15 protein-coding genes, 1 tRNA gene and 2 pseudogenes are annotated in these 17622 nt (G+C 74.2%); 7 read left to right on the forward strand and 11 right to left on the reverse strand.

Going from position 1 to position 17622, the window contains the following annotated elements; translation table 11 throughout:
- Positions 1-12: 12 nt before the first annotated feature.
- Entirely contained in the window at positions 13-1038 is a 1026-nt protein-coding gene (locus ACIBPB_RS29495) for a tetratricopeptide repeat protein (RefSeq protein ID WP_396842709.1), read from the reverse strand.
- A 160-nt stretch (positions 1039-1198) separates the two neighbouring features.
- Between ACIBPB_RS29495 and ACIBPB_RS29500 the strand changes: the two genes are divergently transcribed.
- On the forward strand, positions 1199-1582 hold the full coding sequence (locus tag ACIBPB_RS29500; RefSeq protein ID WP_396842710.1) for a hypothetical protein: 384 nt from the start codon (positions 1199-1201) through the stop codon (positions 1580-1582).
- On the opposite strand, the gene ACIBPB_RS29505 is transcribed toward ACIBPB_RS29500, so the two are convergent.
- From ACIBPB_RS29505 to ACIBPB_RS29535, 7 genes are all read right to left on the reverse strand, one after another.
- Positions 1569-3104 (reverse strand): serine/threonine-protein kinase, encoded by a 1536-nt coding sequence (locus tag ACIBPB_RS29505; protein ID WP_396842711.1) that lies wholly within the window; start codon positions 3102-3104, stop codon positions 1569-1571. The two genes, ACIBPB_RS29500 and ACIBPB_RS29505, sit on opposite strands and share 14 nt — an antisense overlap.
- A gap of 30 nt (positions 3105-3134) precedes the next feature.
- The gene (locus tag ACIBPB_RS29510; protein ID WP_357316972.1) at positions 3135-3605 is read right to left on the reverse strand and encodes a hypothetical protein; all 471 of its coding nucleotides are present in this window, start codon (positions 3603-3605) and stop codon (positions 3135-3137) included.
- A 117-nt stretch (positions 3606-3722) separates the two neighbouring features.
- Positions 3723-7304, reverse strand: a complete 3582-nt coding sequence (locus ACIBPB_RS29515; RefSeq protein WP_396842712.1) for an adenylate/guanylate cyclase domain-containing protein — start codon at positions 7302-7304, stop codon at positions 3723-3725.
- Positions 7301-8101 carry an MBL fold metallo-hydrolase gene (locus ACIBPB_RS29520; protein WP_396842713.1) on the reverse strand — a complete coding sequence of 267 codons (801 nt, stop codon included), beginning with the start codon at positions 8099-8101 and terminating at the stop codon, positions 7301-7303. The genes ACIBPB_RS29515 and ACIBPB_RS29520 overlap by 4 nt, the downstream gene beginning before the upstream one ends.
- Positions 8102-8219: 118 nt before the next feature.
- Positions 8220-8681 carry a RidA family protein gene (locus tag ACIBPB_RS29525; protein WP_357316981.1) on the reverse strand — a complete coding sequence of 154 codons (462 nt, stop codon included), beginning with the start codon at positions 8679-8681 and terminating at the stop codon, positions 8220-8222.
- A gap of 5 nt (positions 8682-8686) precedes the next feature.
- Positions 8687-8842, reverse strand: coding sequence for a DUF4177 domain-containing protein (locus ACIBPB_RS29530; protein ID WP_013736319.1), 156 nt, complete (start codon positions 8840-8842; stop codon positions 8687-8689).
- 62 nt (positions 8843-8904) lie between these two features.
- The gene (locus tag ACIBPB_RS29535) at positions 8905-9351 is read right to left on the reverse strand and encodes a hypothetical protein (RefSeq protein ID WP_357316984.1); all 447 of its coding nucleotides are present in this window, start codon (positions 9349-9351) and stop codon (positions 8905-8907) included.
- A gap of 557 nt (positions 9352-9908) precedes the next feature.
- Between ACIBPB_RS29535 and ACIBPB_RS29540 the strand changes: the two are divergent.
- From ACIBPB_RS29540 to ACIBPB_RS29550, 3 genes and pseudogenes are all read left to right on the forward strand, one after another.
- Positions 9909-10490: pseudogene (locus tag ACIBPB_RS29540) on the forward strand (hypothetical protein); the annotation flags it as partial.
- 26 nt (positions 10491-10516) lie between these two features.
- Complete coding sequence (locus tag ACIBPB_RS29545) at positions 10517-11491, forward strand: ArsA-related P-loop ATPase (RefSeq protein ID WP_396842714.1); 975 nt, start codon at positions 10517-10519, stop codon at positions 11489-11491.
- A gap of 54 nt (positions 11492-11545) precedes the next feature.
- Positions 11546-12697, forward strand: a complete 1152-nt coding sequence (locus ACIBPB_RS29550) for an ArsA family ATPase (RefSeq protein ID WP_396842715.1) — start codon at positions 11546-11548, stop codon at positions 12695-12697.
- A gap of 22 nt (positions 12698-12719) precedes the next feature.
- On the opposite strand, the gene ACIBPB_RS29555 is transcribed toward ACIBPB_RS29550, so the two are convergent.
- A complete protein-coding gene (locus ACIBPB_RS29555) occupies positions 12720-13040 on the reverse strand; it encodes a WhiB family transcriptional regulator (RefSeq protein WP_046564004.1) in 321 nt (106 codons plus the stop codon).
- 401 nt (positions 13041-13441) lie between these two features.
- Here ACIBPB_RS29555 and ACIBPB_RS29560 point away from each other — a divergent pair, with 401 nt between their 5' ends.
- Complete coding sequence (locus ACIBPB_RS29560; protein WP_396842716.1) at positions 13442-15874, forward strand: penicillin-binding protein; 2433 nt, start codon at positions 13442-13444, stop codon at positions 15872-15874.
- A 63-nt stretch (positions 15875-15937) separates the two neighbouring features.
- On the opposite strand, the gene ACIBPB_RS29565 is transcribed toward ACIBPB_RS29560, so the two are convergent.
- Positions 15938-16393, reverse strand: coding sequence for a GatB/YqeY domain-containing protein (locus ACIBPB_RS29565; protein WP_396842717.1), 456 nt, complete (start codon positions 16391-16393; stop codon positions 15938-15940).
- A gap of 25 nt (positions 16394-16418) precedes the next feature.
- On the opposite strand from ACIBPB_RS29565, the gene ACIBPB_RS29570 reads away from it, so the two are divergent.
- Positions 16419-17312: a metallophosphoesterase gene (locus ACIBPB_RS29570; protein ID WP_396842719.1), complete on the forward strand. Its 894-nt coding sequence runs from the start codon at positions 16419-16421 to the stop codon at positions 17310-17312.
- A gap of 75 nt (positions 17313-17387) precedes the next feature.
- A tRNA-Pro gene (locus ACIBPB_RS29575) sits at positions 17388-17464 on the forward strand.
- Between the two features lie 65 nt (positions 17465-17529).
- Here ACIBPB_RS29575 and ACIBPB_RS29580 read toward each other — a convergent pair.
- Positions 17530-17622 (reverse strand): annotated as a pseudogene (locus ACIBPB_RS29580) (site-specific integrase); the annotation flags it as partial.

Consider the following 17622-nt stretch of genomic DNA (forward strand, 5'->3'; position numbering starts at 1 on the left):
CGTCGGTGCCGGTCACGGCGTCCAGGACGGGTTGTGCAGGATGGCCAGGTTCTGCCGCGCGGTGACCGCCAGGGCGTGGCTCCGGTGGCCGTCCGGCAGCGCGTCCAGCACCTCCCAGTACAGCTCGATCGCCCGCTCCCGGTACCCGGCCAGCGCCAGGGTGGCGGCCAGGTTGTTGCGCCGGCCGATCGTCTCGAGACTGCGGCGTCCCTGGCTGTGCTCGGTGTGCCGGACGTTCTGCTCGTGCAGGCCGATGGCCTGGGCGTACTGGCCGGCGTGCTGGTAGGCGACGGCCAGGTTGTTGCGGAAGACCAGGGTGAGCGGACTGTCCGGGCCGTGCAGGTGCTCGGCCGCCGACACCACCTCGCGCAGCACGTCCAGCCCGTCGTCGACCTGCCCGGCCTCGAGGTACGCCTGACCCAGCTCGTTGCGGACCTTCAAGGTGTCCTCGTCGACCGGCCCGAACGCCTCGGCCGCGGCGCCGGCGAGCGGCTCGAGCAGGGCGAGCGCCTCGTCGTACCGGCCGCTGCGGCGGTGGTTCTCGGCGAGGCTGAGCCGGTAGGCCAGGGTGCTCCGGTCGGACAGGGATTCCCGGCCGAGGCCGGCCGCCCGCCAGAGGTCGAGCGACATCCGGACCACGTCGAGCGGCCCATGCGACACCGGCGGTGGGGGCGGGGGCATCGCGGGCAACGGCGTGGGGGTCCCGGCGGCCGCCACCGCCCACGATGCGAGCTGCGCCCGCAACTGCGCGGCGGGGAGGTCGCGGACGTGGAAGCGGTACACGTCGCGGTCCAGGTGCAGGTGCAGGGACGAGCCGTCGTCGTGCCCGGGACCGAAGCTGAGCGCCAGGGTGAGCAGGCCCGGCGTGCGCACGTCCAGCCCGCGCAGCGCGTCCCACCGGACGGCGAGGAGCCGGCGGAAGGACCGGCGGAGCCGGATGCCGGAACGGTCGACGACGGCGGTGAGCCCCGGGATGGTGTCCGCCCGGTCCGGATGCCCGCCGAGATAGGTCACCTGGGGTATCGACAGCGATGACATCCCGTCATCGTTCCATCCGTACCCGGGGTTGAGAATGCCCGCGCCCGGGGCGGCCGGCGGTCCGGGCGTGCCGCTCCGGCGGCGATCAACCGGACGGCCGGTGGTCACCACCGGCCGGATCGGTGGTTGACAGCCGGACGCGCTCGGCGATGCTTGTCGGATGAGGTCGTTGCCGAAGCCCGATGCGCGGGCCAGGGCCGCCGTCGCGTCGCTGGCGGCGGTGGCGGCACTCGCGGCGCTGCTGGTCTGGCGCCCCGCGGGCATCGTGTCGGTCGCGCTGGCGCTGCTCTGCGTCCTGCTCGTGATGGTCGCCGGGGTGGCGATCAGCGCCCACCGGCAGGGCGGCGGGGAGGCCCCGGCCGAGGAGTGGCCCGCGCCGGGCAGCTACGGCGTCGACGCCGACACCCTGGAAGGGCTCGACCCGCGGGCCGTCCGCGGACTCCGCGCCGCCGCCGACTGCGCGGTCGACGCCGACACGCTGGAAGGGCTCGACCCCCGGGCGGTCCGCGACCAGCGCGCGGTGCGAGGGCTCAGCGACCGGTGAGGGTGGGCATGGCGAGCGCGTCCACGCCCCGCCCGGCCAGGCAGCGGTAGGTGCGGTCGGTGCCCGCCCCGGTGGGCGGCAGCACCTCCAGGTTCCAGTCGCCCGCCTGCCGGATGCCGCTGGCGAGCTGGAACGTGCCGACATTGCAGACCCGCTGGACGGTGGGATCGGCCACCACCGCGCCGTGCCCGGCCGTGACCAGCGCGGCGGGCAGGTCCCCCTCGGCGTAGGTCTCCCAGGTGTGCCGGCCGTCGCAGGACACCCGGGTGGCTTCCGCCCGGTCGCGGCGCAGCCGTACCGGCCCGAAACACTCCAGCTCGGTGGCGCAGCGCGCACCGGCCGGCAGGCGGACGTCGCCGGTGGCGCAGCCCGGCAGCACCTTCGGGGCGGTCACCTCGACCACCCCGCTGGCCACCGGGGTCGGCGACACCACGGGCGGAGCGCCGCCGGCCAGCCAGGCGCCCGCGCTGGCCGAGGCGGCCAGCGCGAGCACGCCCGCGCCGCCCAGGAACCAGCGGCGCCGCCAGCGCCGCCCGGCGGCCGGCACGGTCGGGTGGTCGTCGTCCGTGGGCGGCCGCGGGGCCGGCTGCCCCGTCCGGCCCAGCGGGTACGGCCAGCCGGTGCTGGTGCCCCCGGTCGGGCCACCGCTGGCCGGGGCGCCGGAGATCGGCGCGCCGCTCACCGGGGTCGCGCCCTGGTCCAGCGGGAGCGCGGCGAGCAGCCCGCGCAGCTCCACGGCGGACGGTCGCTCGCCCGGGTCGTTGGACATGCCGAGCCGCAGCACGTCGACCAGGTCGTCGGGGACCCCGGGCAGGCCGGGGATCGGCTGCTGGAACATCTCCAGCACGGTGACCAGGCTCGGGTTCCGCTCGGACTGCCAGCGGGGCGGCCGGCCGTGCATCACCGCGTAGAGGGTGGCGCAGAGCGCGTACACGTCGACGGCCGGCGAGGGCGGGCTGTGGCTGAACATCTCCGGCGGCGCGTACGCCGGGGTGAGCACCTCGAGGGTGACCGAGGCGTCGCGCACCTCGGCCAGCACGGCCAGCCCGAAGTCGGCCAGCACCGCCGGGTTGAAGTGCGAGTAGAGGATGTTGGCCGGCTTCACGTCGCGGTGCAGCACCCCGGCCGCGTGCGAGTGGGCCAGCGCATCGGCGATCTTGACGCCCAGGTCGCGGGTCTCCACCGGGCCCAGCGGGGAGGTCCGCATCCGCTCCGCGTACGAGCCGTCGCAGAGCTCCATGATCAGGTAGGGGTGCTGGTCGACGGTGACCCCGACGTCGAAGAGGTCGACCACGTGCGGGTGGGAGGACATCTTGCCGGCGGCCCGCGCCTCACGCAGGAACCGGGCCTGGTCCCGTTCGCTGTCCAGGGTGCGGTTCTCCACCTTGACCGCGACCTCGCGTCCTACCGAGATCTGGGTGGCCCGGTACACGGTGGCGTAGCCGCCCCGGGCGAAGACCCGCAGATCGGTCAGACCGGGCACGATGGGCAGCCGGACGGCGCCGGGTGAGGTCTCGGTCACGGCTCGAAAATACCCAACTGTCCCGCGCGCTCAGCGCACCGCGTCGGTCGCCGGCGCCGGCTCCGGGTCGGCGGTCAGGCCCACGGAACGCCCCGCGCCGCCCGCCCGGCGGGCGTCCCACCACAGGCCGGCGGCCGTCGCGACCGCGCCCAGCCCCTCCCACACGGCCACCCCGAAGAACCGGCCCGGGGCGATGTCGGAGAGCACCGCGATGGTGAAGACGCTGAACGTGACCAGCCGGAACCAGACGGTGAAGCGGTAGAACGGGCGCCACTCGGTGGCCGCGGCGAGCAGGTAGTAGACCCCCATGTTGAACGAGGCCATCGAGGACGCGGTGAGGAACGTGCCGGTGTAGTCACCCGGGCCCCGCTCGGCCGGCACCTCGAACCCGAGCATGCGCAGCTGAGCCTCCGGCCAGATCAGCCCGAGCGCGCCCAGCAGCAACGCCAGCACGCCGAAGACCGCGATCGTCCAGCCGGCGCCGGTGCGCGGCAGCCTCATCCGTCCTCCCCAAGACCCACCCAGCTGACTGGTCCCCCTCGATCCCACAACCTAACCGGCAGGTCCGACACGCACATCCCCGGAACCGGTAATCCTGGGCCGGGCTCGACCGCCGGATCAGCCGCCGGCGAGGCGGGCCCGGAGCGCGTCGGCACCGGCCCGCTCGCTGCGCTGCTCGGTCGCGTACGCCAGCCGGACCGCCTCCTCGGCGCTGGCCAGCGCCTCCGCCGGTCGGCCGCAGGCGGCCAGCGCCTCGGCCCGCACCATGGCCGCGATCACCTGGCTGCGGACGTCCTCGGCCGGGGCGGCCACCGCCCGCTGCGCCCAGTCCAGGGCCTGCTCGCGCTGGCCGTGGGCGAGCAGCGCGGACGCGTACCGGGCCATCGTCTGGCGGCGGGAGATGAGCAGGGACGGGCTCTTCGCGGCGGCGGTGGCGACCGGGGCGAGCAGCCCCACCGCGGTCGCCGAGTCGCCTGCCGCGAGCCGGGCCATGGCGAGCAGCACCCGGGGCGCCACCTGGGCCGGCGCCTGCGGGTTGTGCGGCTCCACCGTGGTCAGCACCGACCGGGCGTCCCGCTCGGCCGCCTCGTGGTCGCCCATGTCCAGCGCCACGAACCCGCGCAGGGTACCGGCCATCCCGGTGAGCAGCGGGTGCGTGGTCTGGTCGGCGTACCCGAGCGCGTCGGTGAGCAGGTCCGCGGCGTGCTCGGGCGCGCCCAGCCCGCGGGCCACCACCCCGCGTACGACCAGCGCGAAGCCCTGCCCCCAGTCGTCGCCGACCTCGGCGAACTCCCGGTACGCCCGGCGCGCGCCCCGGTCCGCCTCGGCCAGCTCGCCCAGCTCGGCGGTGGCGTACGCCTCGACCGCGCGGAGCGTGCCGACCGCCCACGCCTCGCCGACCCGTTCCCCGAACGGCAGGAAGACCTGCGCCAGCCGGCACGCCTCGCGCAGCCGGCCGGCGAGCAGCCGGGCGAACGCGGTGGTGCCGCGCAGCCAGGCCCGCCCGTACGGATCCTTCAGCTCGGCGAAGAGCCGGGCGGCCCGGCCGAGCACCGCGTCGGTGCCGGCGAAGTCGCCCCGGGTGGTGGTCACCCAGGCCAGGTTCTGCAACGACCAGGCCTGCCCGCGCGGATCCTTGGCGGCGAGACTGACCTGGTAGGACGCGGCGAGCCGGCTGCTCGCCTGGCCCAGCCGGCCGGCGATGAAGTCGGCCATGCCGAGCCGGCGCATCGCCGACGCGCGCACGGTCGGCAGGTCGGCCGCGGTGGCCACCTGCAACGCCTCCTGCCAGCACCGTTCCGCCCGGGCCGCGTCACCGAGGGTCTGGTGGGCCTGCCCGGCCAGCAGCAGGGCGCCGGCCCGGGTGGCCGCCGCGTCCCCGGCGTTCGCGGCGATCTTCTCGGCGAAGGCGAGGGCGTCGCCCGGCCGGCCGAGCTGGAGCAGGGCCCGGGCGTGCACCACCCGGTCGGCCAGCGGCAGCCCGTCCCGGGCCAGCTCGGCGGCGCGTTCGGAATGCTCGATCGCCAGCGCCGGCTCGCCGGAGCGCAGCGCCCGGCGGGCGGCCCGGCCGAGCGCGGCCACCCCGAGCGGGGCCACCGCGCGGGCCGGCGCGTCGGGGCGCAGCTTCACCGCGTCGGCGAGCGCGCTGGCCCGCTCGACGTGCTCGGCCACGAAGTCGTCCCGGGCGGCCTCGGTGAACCCGCCGGGCAGGGCGCCCGCCCCCGGGCTGCTCTCCGCCGCCGCCCAGCGGGCCAGCGCGGCGTGCCGTTCGGCCAGCTCGGCCTTGCTCACCCCGGCGTACGCGGCCTCGCGCATCAGCGGGGTGGCGAAGGCGAAACCGGTGCGGGTGCGGTGCAGCATGCGCCGTTGCAGCAGCTCCTCCACGGCCCGCTCGAGCTCCACCGCGGCCACCGCCGCGGGTCGCCCGGCCAGCCCGGTGCGCTGTTCGCGGAGCGCCTCCAGCGCGCCGGTGGGGACGGTGTCGCCGACCACGGCGGCGTCCCGCAGCACCGAGCGGGCGTCCGGCGGGAGCGCGTCGATCCGCGCCGCCAGCACGGCGGCCAGGTCCCGGGAGAGCAGCCGGCTGCCCAGCGAGCCGGGGGCCAGCCGCCAGCCGACGTCCGCGCCGCGCCCCGGCCCGGCGGTCAGCGCCCCGCGCTCCATCAGCAGGGTGACCAGCTCGGCCAGGTAGAACGGGTTGCCCTGGGCGGTGGCCAGCAGCCGGTCGGCGTCGGCCTGCGGCAGCTTGCCGCCGACCAGGTAGCTGGTCAGCAGCCGGGACGCGTCCGCGCCGCGCAGCGGCGGCAGGCCGTGCACCTCGGCGTCCGCGACCCGGGTCAGCGTGCCCGCCGTCCGGACCAGCTCCGGCCGGCCGAGCAGCAGCACCAGCACCGGGCCGGTGAGCCGGGAGAGGGTCAGTCCGAGCGCGCTGATCGTCTCGGCGGTCGCGTCGTGCAGGTCGTCCACCACGATCACCAGCGGGGCCTCCACGGCGAGGGCGCTGAGCAGTTCGGCGACCGCGTTCGGCACCGCCTCGGCGTCCGGCGGCGGGGCCGCGGCGCTCCACTCGCCGTTCTCGCCGGTGGCGGGGAGTTCGGCGTACCCGAGCAGGGCCAGGAGTTGGTCGACGGCGAGCGGGGGCAGGTCGCCGGGGAGCCGGCCGAGGCGCTGCCCGAGCCGACGCAGCCGCTCCTCGACGGCCGGCCGGGTGAGCGCGGTGGCCGGGTCGTTGGGCAGGCCGACCGCCGCCCGGACCAGGTCGGCCAGGGGGGCGAGCCGGCGCCGCTCGCCGAACGCGGCACAGCGGACCGAGAGCACCCGGGCGCCGGTGTGCGCCGCGTACCGGCCGGCGCCCACGTCGTAGCCGGCGGCGAGGCGTTCCACCTCGGCGGCGAACCGGGACTTGCCGATGCCCGCCTCGGCGGTCATCAGCAGCACCCGCGGCTCCCCCCGGTCGATCACCTCGGCGAGCCGGCCGGCGACCCGGCCGATCTCGGTCTCCCGGCCCACGAAGGGCGCCTCGTCGCCGAGGCCGGAGCGGGTGCCCGGGGCGTCCAGCAGACCCAGCAGCTCGTACGCCTCGACCGGCTCGCGCTTGCCCTTGAGCCGCAGCGGGCGCAGCGCCCGCCAGGAGGCGACGTGCCGGGTGGCGGCGGAGGTCCGCGCCCCCGCGTACACCGCGCCCACGGCGGCGGCGTCGGCGAGCCGGGCGGCGGTGTTCACCGTGTCGCCGATGACCGTGTACTCGATGGCGGCCTGGATGCCGGCGATGACGTCGCCGGTGTTCAGCCCGACCCGCAGGCCGAGCGGCGCGCCGCCGCCCCGCTCGTCGTCGAGCACCCGGCGGACCGCCCGCTGCATGGAGAGCGCGGCCCGCACGGCCCGCTCGGCGTCGTCCTCGTGCGCCACGGGCGCGCCGAAGACCGCCATGATCCCGTCGCCGGTGAGCTTGTCGACGTGCCCGCCGAAGGTCTTGACCGCGCCGGCCAGGGCGGCCAGCACCCGGTCGGTGACCGCGCCGACCCGTTCCGGGTCGAGATCCTCCGACCAGGAGGTGAAGTCGGAGAGGTCACCGAAGAGCACGGTGACCACCCGGCGCTCGGCGGCCGGCAGGCTGGCGGCGGCCGGCAGCGCGGCCCCGCAGTTGTGGCAGAACCGCGCGTTCGGTACGGCGACGGTCCCGCACACCGGGCAGGTCACGGCTGCTCCACCCCGAGGTATTCGAGCTGGGCCCGGACCGACCACTCGGCGGCCCACCAGAGCGAGCGGTCGACGTCGGCGTAGACCCGGGCGACCACCTCGGGGGCGGTGGTCGCGCCCGCGGCCACCGCGGCCCGGACCTGGTCGAGCCGGGCCCGCCGGTGGGCGAGGTAGAACTCGGCCGCCGCACCGCAGTCGGCCAGCGCCGGGCCGTGCCCGGGCAACGCCCGGATCCCCCGGTACGTCGAGAGCAGCTCCAGGCTGGTCAGGTAGTCGCCGAGGTGCCCGTCGGGGTGGGCGACCACGGTGGTGCCCCGGCCCAGGATGGTGTCGCCGGTGAGGACCACCCGCTCGTCGCCGTGCTCGACCAGGAAGCAGACCGAGTCGGCGGTGTGCCCGGGGGTGTTCAGCAGGCGGATCGCCAGGCCGGCGTCGCCGAGGTGCTCGCCGGCCTCGGTCAGCGGCTCGCCCCCGATGGTGTGTACCGGGTCGACGGCGCGCACGGGCGCGCCGCCGAGCAGCTCGCTCAGCCGCGGGGCGCCCTCGGTGTGGTCGGCGTGCCCGTGGGTGATCAGCACGAACCCGACCGGCCCGTGCGCCGCGACGGCGGCCAGGCGCGCCTCGTCGGCCGGCCCGGGGTCGACCACCACGGCGTGCTCCGCCCCGGGGGCGCGCAGCACCCAGGTGTTGGTCCCGTCGAGGGTCATCGGCCCCGGATTGGGCGCGCGCAGCAGCGTCACCCACCCGGGCAGCTCGTCCGCGAGCGCCCCTGCGGCTCCGGTCACATGCCCGCCCATGGCAGCGATCGTACGACCCCGCCCGCCGCTCCCCGCGATCTTGCGGGCCTACCTGGCGTTATGTCCCGTTGCGGGCCGTCTGCCGGCACGACCTCAGCAAGATCGCGGGTACGGGGCGTCAGGCGACCTCGACGATGACCTCGACCTCGACCGGGGCGTCCAGGGGCAGCTCGGCGACGCCCACGGCGCTACGGGCGTGCCGGCCGGCCTCGCCGAAGACCGCGCCGAACAGGTCGGAGGCGCCGTTGATCACGCCGGGCTGGCCGGTGAAGCCGGGGGCGCTGGCCACGAAGCCGGTCAGCTTGACGATCTTGACGACGTTCTCCAGGCCGACCAGCGCGTCGATCGCGGCCAGCGCGTTCAGGGCGCACCGCTGGGCCAGGTCCTTCGCCTGCTCGGCGGAGACCCCGGCACCCACCTTGCCGGTGGCGAGCAGCTTGCCCTCGGCCATCGGGAGCTGGCCGGAGACGTAGACGTGCTGCCCCGACTGGACGGCCGGCACGTAGCTGGCCACCGGGGGGACCACCTCGGGCAGGGCCAGGCCCAGCTCGGCGAGCTTGGCGTGCGGTCCGTTGCTCATGCCCGTCACGCCTTCGGGCGCTTCAGGTAGGCGACGAGCTGCTCCGGGTTCGGGCCGGGCACCACGGAGACCAGTTCCCAACCGTCCTCGCCCCAGTTGTCGAGGATCTGCTTGGTCGCGTGGACCAGCAGCGGCACCGTGGCGTATTCCCACTTCTGCATCGGGTAACGGCTCCCTTGCCTGACATGGACTTCGGTCAGGCACAGCCTACGATCCGGCCGACCTACCGCGACGCGGGACGCTGCTCCGGCGCGGGCGGCTCGCCGCACGGGCCCTCGTGGTCGTAGCGCTGCGGGCACCGGGACCGGTCGGCCAGCAGCAGGTCACAGAAGACGCGGTGCCGGTTGTTCTGGTCGTCGGCGGTGGAGACCGTGGTCTCGCCGGCGTCCAACTCGGTGAGGAAGCCCAGCGAGGTCGCCACGGTGCCGGCCAGCGCGGTGGCCGCCGCCAGGTCGGGCACCCGGACCGGCAGGTGGATGACGTAACCCGGCTCCTCCTCGTCGCGGCCGCGCTCACCCGGACGGACCAGCGTGCGGACCACCTCGACCGGCGGCCGGTACGACCGCTCGTTGAACGGCAGGCCGGCGCCGGGGCTCTCGCCCTCACCGGGTCGCCCGGACCGTTCACCTGGCGGGAACTGGGCTCGGGGAATGTTCTCCGCGTCACGCATGCGCTGCCTCCGGGCGTCGTACCTGCTCACCGTCACCACCATCCGGTCCGGACCGACTGACCGGTCCGGTTCCGCCTCGCGACGAACGTAGGACCTGCGAAGAGTCCCGGCAACGGGACGCGCAGGCTCGGTCACGTCCAGTCACATATGCGACAGGCCTCGGTCGGGGATCCGACGACGGCTTCGCGTTCCGGCCGGACGGGTTGTCCGTCGCCGCCTACGCGGGGCTGGCAAGCCGGCCATCGACCGCTACCCTTCCGGTCTGGACGGGCGACCCACGCCCGTGCGCCACGCTCGAATCACGCGTCGTCGCCCCGGGGCGGCGACGGCGCCGCACCCCGGGGGACGACATGACCCAACCGCCCGTCGGCGGCACCGCCGGCTCGCCGCACGAGCAGCCGCCCGCCGGTTCTCCGCCGCCCCCGGGCGCGTTCCCGCCGCCGGCCCAGGACCCGTTCGCGCAGCCCGCCCCCGGCGCCTTCCCGCCGGCCGGCCCGGGCGCCTTCCCGGCACCGCAGCCGGGCGCCTTCCCGCCGCCTCCGGGGCCGGGCGCCACGCCGCAGCCGCCGGGCCCGGACGCGTTCCCGGCCGGGCCGGGCCACCCGCCCTACCCCGGCGCCACGCCGCAGCCGTCGGGCCCCGACGCCTTCCCGCCCGGGCCCGGCCACCCGCCGTACCCCGGCGCGGCGGCCCCGAAGAAGCGGCGCGGGCTGCTGATCGTGTCGCTCGTGCTGGCCGCGGCGGTCCTGCTCTGCGGCGGTGGCGGCACGGCCGCGTTCCTCACCCTGCGCAACGCCGAGGACGGCCAGGGCGCCAAGGAGCCGACGGTCGCCGTGGAGAACTTCCTCACCGCCGTCTACAAGGAGCGCAACGCCCGCAAGGCGGCCAGCTTCGTCTGCTCCGCCGCCCGGGACGACGACAAGATCGCCGCCAAGGTCGCCGAGGTGCGCAAGTACGCCACGGAGTACCAGAACCCGCGGTTCCGCTGGACCACCCCGAAGGTGGACAACCAGACCGGCGACCGGGCGACGGTGACCACCAAGGTCACCATGTCGACGGCCGACGAGAAGGTCGCCAACCAGGACCTGCGCTTCACGGTGGTGCGGAAGACGGGTTGGTGGGTCTGCGAGGTCGCCTGAGCCCGGCGGCTGGATAGGCTCGACGGGTGGCAGCGACTGAGCAGCCGGCCGAACCGGCCGGCACCTGGCCGGCCCGCCTGCACGTGGTGACGGGCAAGGGCGGCACGGGCAAGACCAGCGTGGCCGCGGCACTGGCCCTCGGGCTGGCCGCCGGCGGCCGGCGCACCCTGCTGGTCGAGGTGGAGGGGCGGCAGGGCATCGCCCAGCTCTTCGGCACCGACCCGCTGCCGTACGAGGAACGGCACCTCACCGACGCCCCCGGGGGCGGCGAGGTGCGGGCGCTCGCGGTGGACGCCGAGGAGGCGCTCCTCGAATACCTGGACATGTTCTACAAGCTCGGCGCGGCCGGCCGGGCGCTGCGCAAGTTCGGCGCCATCGACTTCGCCACCACGATCGCGCCCGGGCTGCGGGACGTGCTGCTCACCGGCAAGGTCAAGGAGGCCACCACCCGCAGCAACGGCCAGCGCCGGACGTACGACGCGGTGGTGCTCGACGCCCCGCCGACCGGGCGGATCGGCCGCTTCCTCAACGTCACCGCGGAGACCGCCCGGCTGGCCAAGGTCGGCCCGATCAAGAACCAGAGCGAGGGGGTCTCCGCGCTGCTCCGCTCGCCGATGACCGCGGTGCACGTGGTGACGCTGCTGGAGGAGATGCCGGTCCAGGAGACCGTCGACGCGATCGCGGACCTGACCCAGTTGGGTTTTCCGGTCGGCCGGGTGATCGTCAACGGGGCCCGCCCGCCGGTGCCGGCGGGCCGCGAGGTGACCGCCGCCGAGCTGAAGCGGGGGCTGGCCGCCGCCGGGCTGCCGACCGACGGCCGGACCGTCACCGGCCTCGCCCGGGAGGCCCGTGACCAGCAGGTTCGCCGGGAGCTGGAGGACTCGCTCCGGGCCGAACTGGTGGAGCTGGGGCTGCCCCTCGTCGAGCTGCCGCTGCTGCCCGGCGGGGTGGACCGGGCCGGGCTGGAGACGCTGGCCGCGGCGCTCGTCCGGGCGGATTGACTCACACCTGCGGCCGGCACGGCGCAGAGACCCCCTCCCGACCGATACGCTCGATTGGTGCCTTCCGAAGACGCGGCGCCACCGCTGGACGTCGACCAGATCCTCGCCGACCCCGGCGTGCGGATCGTGGTCTGCTGCGGAGCCGGCGGCGTGGGCAAGACGACCACGGCGGCCGCGCTGGCGCTCCGGGCGGCCGAACGGCACGGCCGGCGCACGGTGGTGCTCACCATCGACCCGGCCCGCCGGCTGGCGCAGTCGCTCGGCCTGACCGAGCTGGACAACACGCCCCGCCAGGTCAAGGGCATCGACGTGGAGACCAGCGGCGGCGAGCTGCACGCCATGATGCTCGACATGAAGCGCACCTTCGACGACGTGGTGCTGCAGCACACCGATCCGGCGAAGGCGTCGGAGATCTTCGCCAACCCCTTCTACCAGGCCATGAGCTCGACCTTCGCCGGCACCCAGGAGTACATGGCGATGGAGAAGCTGGGCCAGTTGCACGCCCGCGGCGAGTGGGACCTGATCGTGGTGGACACCCCGCCGTCCCGCTCCGCGCTGGACTTCCTCGACGCGCCGGCCCGGCTCTCCCGCTTTCTCGACGGCCGGATGCTGCGCCTGCTGCTCGCCCCGGCCCGCACCGGCGGGCGGAGCATGTTCAGCTTCGTGACCGCCGGTTTCGGGATGTTCTCCAAGGTCGTGCAGAAGGTGATCGGCGCGCAGCTGCTCACCGACCTGTCCGGCTTCGTCGCCGCGCTGGACTCGATGTTCGGCGGCTTCCGGCAGCGGGCCGAGCAGACGTACCGGATCCTGCAGGCCCGGGAGACGGCGTTCCTGCTGGTCGCGGCGCCGGAGCCGGACGCGGTCCGGGAGGCCGCGTACTTCGCCGGCCGGCTGCGCGAGGAGCGGATGCCACTGGCCGGCCTGGTGCTCAACCGGGTGCACCGGCCGGCGGCGTCGGGGCTGAGCGGCGCCGACAGCCTGGCCGCCGCCGAGCGGCTGGCCCAGGTGGGTGGGCACGAGGGCACCGTCGAGGTGTTGCGCGCCCACGCGGCGCTGGCCCAGCAGGCGGTACGCGAGGAGCGGGTGGCGGCCCGGTTCACCGAGGCGTTCCCGACGGTGCCGGCGGTGTCGGTGACGGCGCAGCCCGCCGACGTGCACGACGTCGACGGGCTGCGGACGATCGGCGCGGCGATCGGCGGGCGCTGACGCGCGCCGACCGGCGCGGCGGTCAGTTGGCGGTGGTCACCAGGACCTTGTCCTTGCCGGCCTTCTCCTTGGCGTTCTTCTTCATGGCGGCCTCGAACATCTTCCGCCAGCTGGTCACCTGTGGGTGCCGGCGCAGCAACGCCCGGCGCTCGCGTTCGGTCATGCCACCCCACACCCCGAACTCGATCCGGTTGTCGAGCGCGTCGGCCAGGCACTCGTAGCGAACTGGGCAGCTTCGGCAGATCCGCTTCGCCACGTTCTGTTCGGCGCCCTGTACGAACAACGCGTCCGGGTCCCCGTTCTGACATGCCGCCAGTGACGGCCAGTCAGTGATCATGCCCATCTGTACACGTCCCCCCTTGCATTACCTACCGACTCCGCGCGACCAGCCGTCGAATCAACCCCCCGGTCGTCCGGCCGACCTCCCCAGGGCGGCACGGACGACATGTGGCTCCGTCGCCGCCACCATCATGCTGTGTAGTCGCCCGATTACGCAACGTTGTCGGCGAAATCCATCATTACGGACACTCCCGGCTTCCCGGGCTTTCGCCCGCCGTCTACCCGGCTCGTGTTCGTGAAAACGCTGCGCGGCTCCCCCGTTCGGAGGAGACTTCTCGCGGGTTCACGCAACCTCGCACCAGGGTTCGTGCGTTTAGCACAACGAGGCCGGCGCACGCAGGAAATGGGGAAAGTTCCCCGCGCGCCCCTCGTTCCCTACTCGCGTACCCTGTCGAGGTGACCTGGATGCGGAAACGTGACCACAACGTGCTGACCAACGCCGCATCGCTACTCATCTGTGGCCTGTTGGCCGGCGTGGTGGTCGCGGCGGCGGCCTTCCCCGCGGTGGCGATGTCCGGACTGGCCGCCAAGGCCGGCGCGGAGACCTTCGGCGCGCTACCCAAGGAGCTGACGGTGGCCCGCGCGCCGCAGATCAGCTACCTGCTGGCCGCCGACCGCAAGACCCCGCTCGCCACCATGTACGACGAGAACCGGCGCGACGTGAAGCTCAAGGACATCTCGCCGATCATGCAGAAGGCCATCATCGCGGCCGAGGACCACGACTTCTACAAGCACAACGGCGTGGACCTCAACGGCGTGGCCCGGGCGTTCGTCAACAACCAGTCCGGGACCAACTCGCGGCAGGGCGCGTCGACGCTCACCATGCAGTACGTCCGGCTCGCCATCTCGTACTCGGCCACCCACCCGGCCGACGTGGTGGCCGCGACCGAGGACACCAGCGCCCGCAAGCTGCGCGAGATGCGCTACGCGCTCCAGATCGACAAGGAGCTCTCCAAGGAGGAGATCCTGGAGCGCTACCTGAACATCGCCGCCTTCGGCAACGGCGCGTACGGCATCTACGCCGCCAGCCAGGTCTACTTCAACAAGCCGCCGAGCAAGCTCGACATCCAGGAGTCGGCGATGCTCGCCGGCCTGGTGAAGGCGCCGACCGCGTTCGACCCCACCACCCCGGCCGGCTACCCGGACGCGGTGGGCCGGCGCGACTACGTCATCGACAACATGGTGCAGATCGGCGCGATCACCAAGGAGCAGGCCGACCAGGCCAAGAAGATCAAGCTGAAGGTGGCCAAGAAGCGCACTCCGAACGGCTGCGTCGCCACCAACACCCAGAGCTGGGGCTTCTTCTGCGACTACTTCTACCGCTGGTGGAAGCAGCAGGAGACGTTCGGCTCGACCTCGTACGACCGCGAGCGGCGGCTCAAGAGCGGCGGCTACACCATCACCACCACCCTGGACGTCCAGGCGCAGAAGGCCGCCGACCGGGCCGTCCGCGACCACCTGAGCGTCAGCGCCACGGCGGCCCGGATGCTCGCGGTGGTGGAGCCGGGCAGCGGCCGGGTCCGGGCCATGGCGGTGAACCGCAACTTCAAGCTCGACAACCCGGACCACCCGCAGAACAAGCTCTCCAGCGACCCGAAGAAGGCCAGCAAGGGCATCCGCGGCAGCCGGCCCAACACGGTGAACCCGCTGATCTCCGGCGGCGGCGGCATCACCGGCTACCAGGCCGGCTCGACCTTCAAGATCTTCACGTTGGTGGCGGCGCTGGAGAAGGGCTACCCGCTCAGCTACACCATCAACGCGCAACCGCAGTTCAGGTCCGAGTACGTCATCGACGCAGGCAACCCGGCCGCCTGCAAGGGCACGCACTTCTACTGCCCGGTCAACGCCAACCCGTCGATGGCCGGCGTGCACAACATGTGGAGCGCGTTCGGTTTCTCGGTCAACACCTACTTCGTGGCCCTCCAGCAGCGGGTGGGCGCCGAGAACGTGGTGAAGGCGGCCCAGAAGCTGGGCATCACCTTCCGGGCGCCCAACGACGCCAAGTTCGCCGCGGACGCCCACGGGTGGGGCGCGTTCACCCTCGGCGTCTCGCAGACCACCCCGCTGGAGCTGGCCAACGCGTACGCCACGTTGGCGGCGGACGGCAAGTACTGCGAGCCCATCCCGGTCCAGGAGATCCGCGGCCCGGACGGCGAGAAGCTGGACATCGCCAACCCGCACTGCGAGCAGCGGATCAGCACCGAGGTGGCCCGGGCCGCCGTGGACGCCGCCCGCTGCCCGGTCGGTGACAACTCCTCGACCAGCAGGTGCAAGTCCCGCACCGCGGGCAACGTACGCGGCGTCGTCGACGCGCCGGTGGCCGGCAAGTCCGGCACCACCGACGCGGACAAGACGTCCGCCCTGGTCGCGATGACCAAGCAGTACGCGGTGGCCGGCATCGAGGCCGACCCGGACTGGCCGCAGACCAAGCAGCGGATGAAGCACAACGAGGTGCCCTGGGGCATCAACCCGGCGGTGTACGAGACGCTCCGCGACGCCATGAAGGGCAAGGAACGGCTCCAGTTCACCCCGCCGAGCGGCAAGATCATAGAGGGTGACCAGCGCTCCATCCCCGGGGTGAAGTGCGAGTCGATCGAGACCGCCAAGTCCCGGCTGCGCGGCGCCGGCTTCGAGCCGGTGGTCTCCAGCAGCAAGACGCCGTCCGAGTGCCCGCCGGGCACCGCGGCCGGCACCAGCCCGGACGGGCGCACCATCAAGGGCGGCGTGGTGACCATCGAGGTCAGCGCCGGCGGCGGTGGCAAGCCGGACGGTGGCAACACGACCGGACCGGGGGCCCCACCACCACCCAACGGCCCCGGCCGACCGCCGCGCCGCTGACCGTGGAACCGAAGCGGGCGGGCACCCCCTCGGGTGCCCGCCCGCTGTCGTCGTCCGGCCCGGTCAGAGGCCGAGCTGCCGGCGTACCTCGGCGGCGACCCGGCCGCCCTCGGCCCGGCCGGCCACCGCGGCCTGGGCCGCCTTCATGGCCGGGCCCATCTGCGCCTTGCCCGTGAAACCGCCCGCGGCGAGCGCCCCCGCGACCAGCTCGGTCAGCTCCGCCTCCGAGAGCTGCTTCGGCAGGTAACGCTCCAGCACCTCGCCCTCGGCGGTCTCCTTGCCGGCCTGCTCGCGGCGACCCGCGTCGGCGAAGGCGGCCGCCGCCTCACGCCGCTTCTTCGCCTCCTTGGTCAGCACCGCGAGCACCTCGTCATCGCTGAGCTCGCGCTTTTCCTTGCCGGCGACCTCGGCGTTGCCGACGGCCGCGAGGGCCATCCGCAGCGTGGAGGTGGTCAGCTCGTCGCGCGCCTTCAGCGCGGCGCGCATGTCGGTGGTGAGACGGTCCTTCAGCGTGCTCATGGACGGTCAAACTACCCTGAACGCCATGCGAAAGCGCACACTATTCCGGCTCGCCGCCGGGACCGTCGCCGCCGGAGCGGCCACCCTGGCGTACGCGTCGCTCATCGAGCGCAACATGTTCACCCTGCGCCGGTACGACGTACCGGTGCTCCCCACCGACGCCGAGCCGCTGCGCGTGCTGCACCTGTCGGACCTGCACATGATGCCCAACCAGCGGCGCAAGCAGGACTGGGTGGCCTCGCTGGCGGCGCTCGACCCGGACCTGGTCGTGGTCACCGGGGACAACATGGCCCACCCCGACGCCGTGCCCGGCGTGCTGCGGGCCCTGCAACCCCTGCTCGACCTGCCCGGGGCCTTCGTCTTCGGCTCCAACGACTACACCGGCCCGGTCTGGAAGAACCCGTTCACCTACTTTTTGCCCGACCGGGAGTACACCGAGGGCACCCCGCTGCCGTACGAGGAACTGCGCGACGTCTTCGTCGGCGCGGGCTGGGTCGACCTGAACAACGCCCGCACCACCGTCAAGGCGGGCGGCCGGGAGATCGAGCTGGTCGGCGTCGACGACCCGCACGTCGAGCGGGACGACTACGACGCGGTGGCCGGCCCGGTCAGTTCCGGCCCGGCGCTCGCGGTCGGCCTGGCCCACTCGCCGGAGCCGGCCGTGCTGGACCGGATGGCCGCGGACGGCTTCGGGCTGCTGCTCGCCGGCCACACCCACGGCGGTCAGGTCTGCGTGCCCGGCTACGGCGCCCTGGTGACCAACTGCGGGCTGCCCCGCTCGATGGCCCGCGGGCTGCACCGCTGGCCCGGGTCGGACGCCTGGCTGCACGTCTCCGCCGGCCTGGGTACCCATCCCACGGCCCCGGTGCGCTTCGCCTGCCCGCCGGAGGCGAGCGTGCTCACCCTGATCCCACGCTGACCGGCCGCCCGGCGGGGCGGGGGGGTACCGAGTTTGACCACCGGAGCGGGTGGGCTACTATTTGTCGGCACGCCTCGGGGTGTGGCGCAGCTTGGTAGCGCGCTTCGTTCGGGACGAAGAGGTCGTCGGTTCGAATCCGGCCACCCCGACCAGGTAAGAGGGCACATCCGATCGATGGATGTGCCCTCTAGTGCATCCTGGGTGACCAACTGAGTGACTACGCCTCAGTGGCCGGCGCGAAGATGCGATCCATGACCGCCGCGCCCTGGAGCAGCACCGGCCGGAGTTGGTGCCGGTAGACCAGCTCCGT

The organism is Micromonospora sp. NPDC049836, assembly GCF_044465125.1.
GTDB lineage: Bacteria > Actinomycetota > Actinomycetes > Mycobacteriales > Micromonosporaceae > Micromonospora.

Excerpts from the sequence above, each read along its gene's own strand:
- ACIBPB_RS29555 (WP_046564004.1), bottom strand. The coding sequence starts at position 13,040 with ATGGGCATGATCACTGACTGGCCGTCACTGGCGGCATGTCAGAACGGG.
- ACIBPB_RS29565 (WP_396842717.1), bottom strand. The coding sequence starts at position 16,393 with ATGAGCACGCTGAAGGACCGTCTCACCACCGACATGCGCGCCGCGCTG.
- ACIBPB_RS29525 (WP_357316981.1), bottom strand. The coding sequence starts at position 8,681 with ATGAGCAACGGACCGCACGCCAAGCTCGCCGAGCTGGGCCTGGCCCTG.
- ACIBPB_RS29570 (WP_396842719.1), top strand. The coding sequence starts at position 16,419 with ATGCGAAAGCGCACACTATTCCGGCTCGCCGCCGGGACCGTCGCCGCC.
- ACIBPB_RS29495 (WP_396842709.1), bottom strand. The coding sequence starts at position 1,038 with ATGTCATCGCTGTCGATACCCCAGGTGACCTATCTCGGCGGGCATCCG.
- ACIBPB_RS29535 (WP_357316984.1), bottom strand. The coding sequence starts at position 9,351 with ATGCGTGACGCGGAGAACATTCCCCGAGCCCAGTTCCCGCCAGGTGAA.
- ACIBPB_RS29520 (WP_396842713.1), bottom strand. The coding sequence starts at position 8,101 with ATGGGCGGGCATGTGACCGGAGCCGCAGGGGCGCTCGCGGACGAGCTG.
- ACIBPB_RS29510 (WP_357316972.1), bottom strand. The coding sequence starts at position 3,605 with ATGAGGCTGCCGCGCACCGGCGCCGGCTGGACGATCGCGGTCTTCGGC.
- ACIBPB_RS29530 (WP_013736319.1), bottom strand. The coding sequence starts at position 8,842 with ATGCAGAAGTGGGAATACGCCACGGTGCCGCTGCTGGTCCACGCGACC.
- ACIBPB_RS29500 (WP_396842710.1), top strand. The coding sequence starts at position 1,199 with ATGAGGTCGTTGCCGAAGCCCGATGCGCGGGCCAGGGCCGCCGTCGCG.
- ACIBPB_RS29560 (WP_396842716.1), top strand. The coding sequence starts at position 13,442 with ATGCGGAAACGTGACCACAACGTGCTGACCAACGCCGCATCGCTACTC.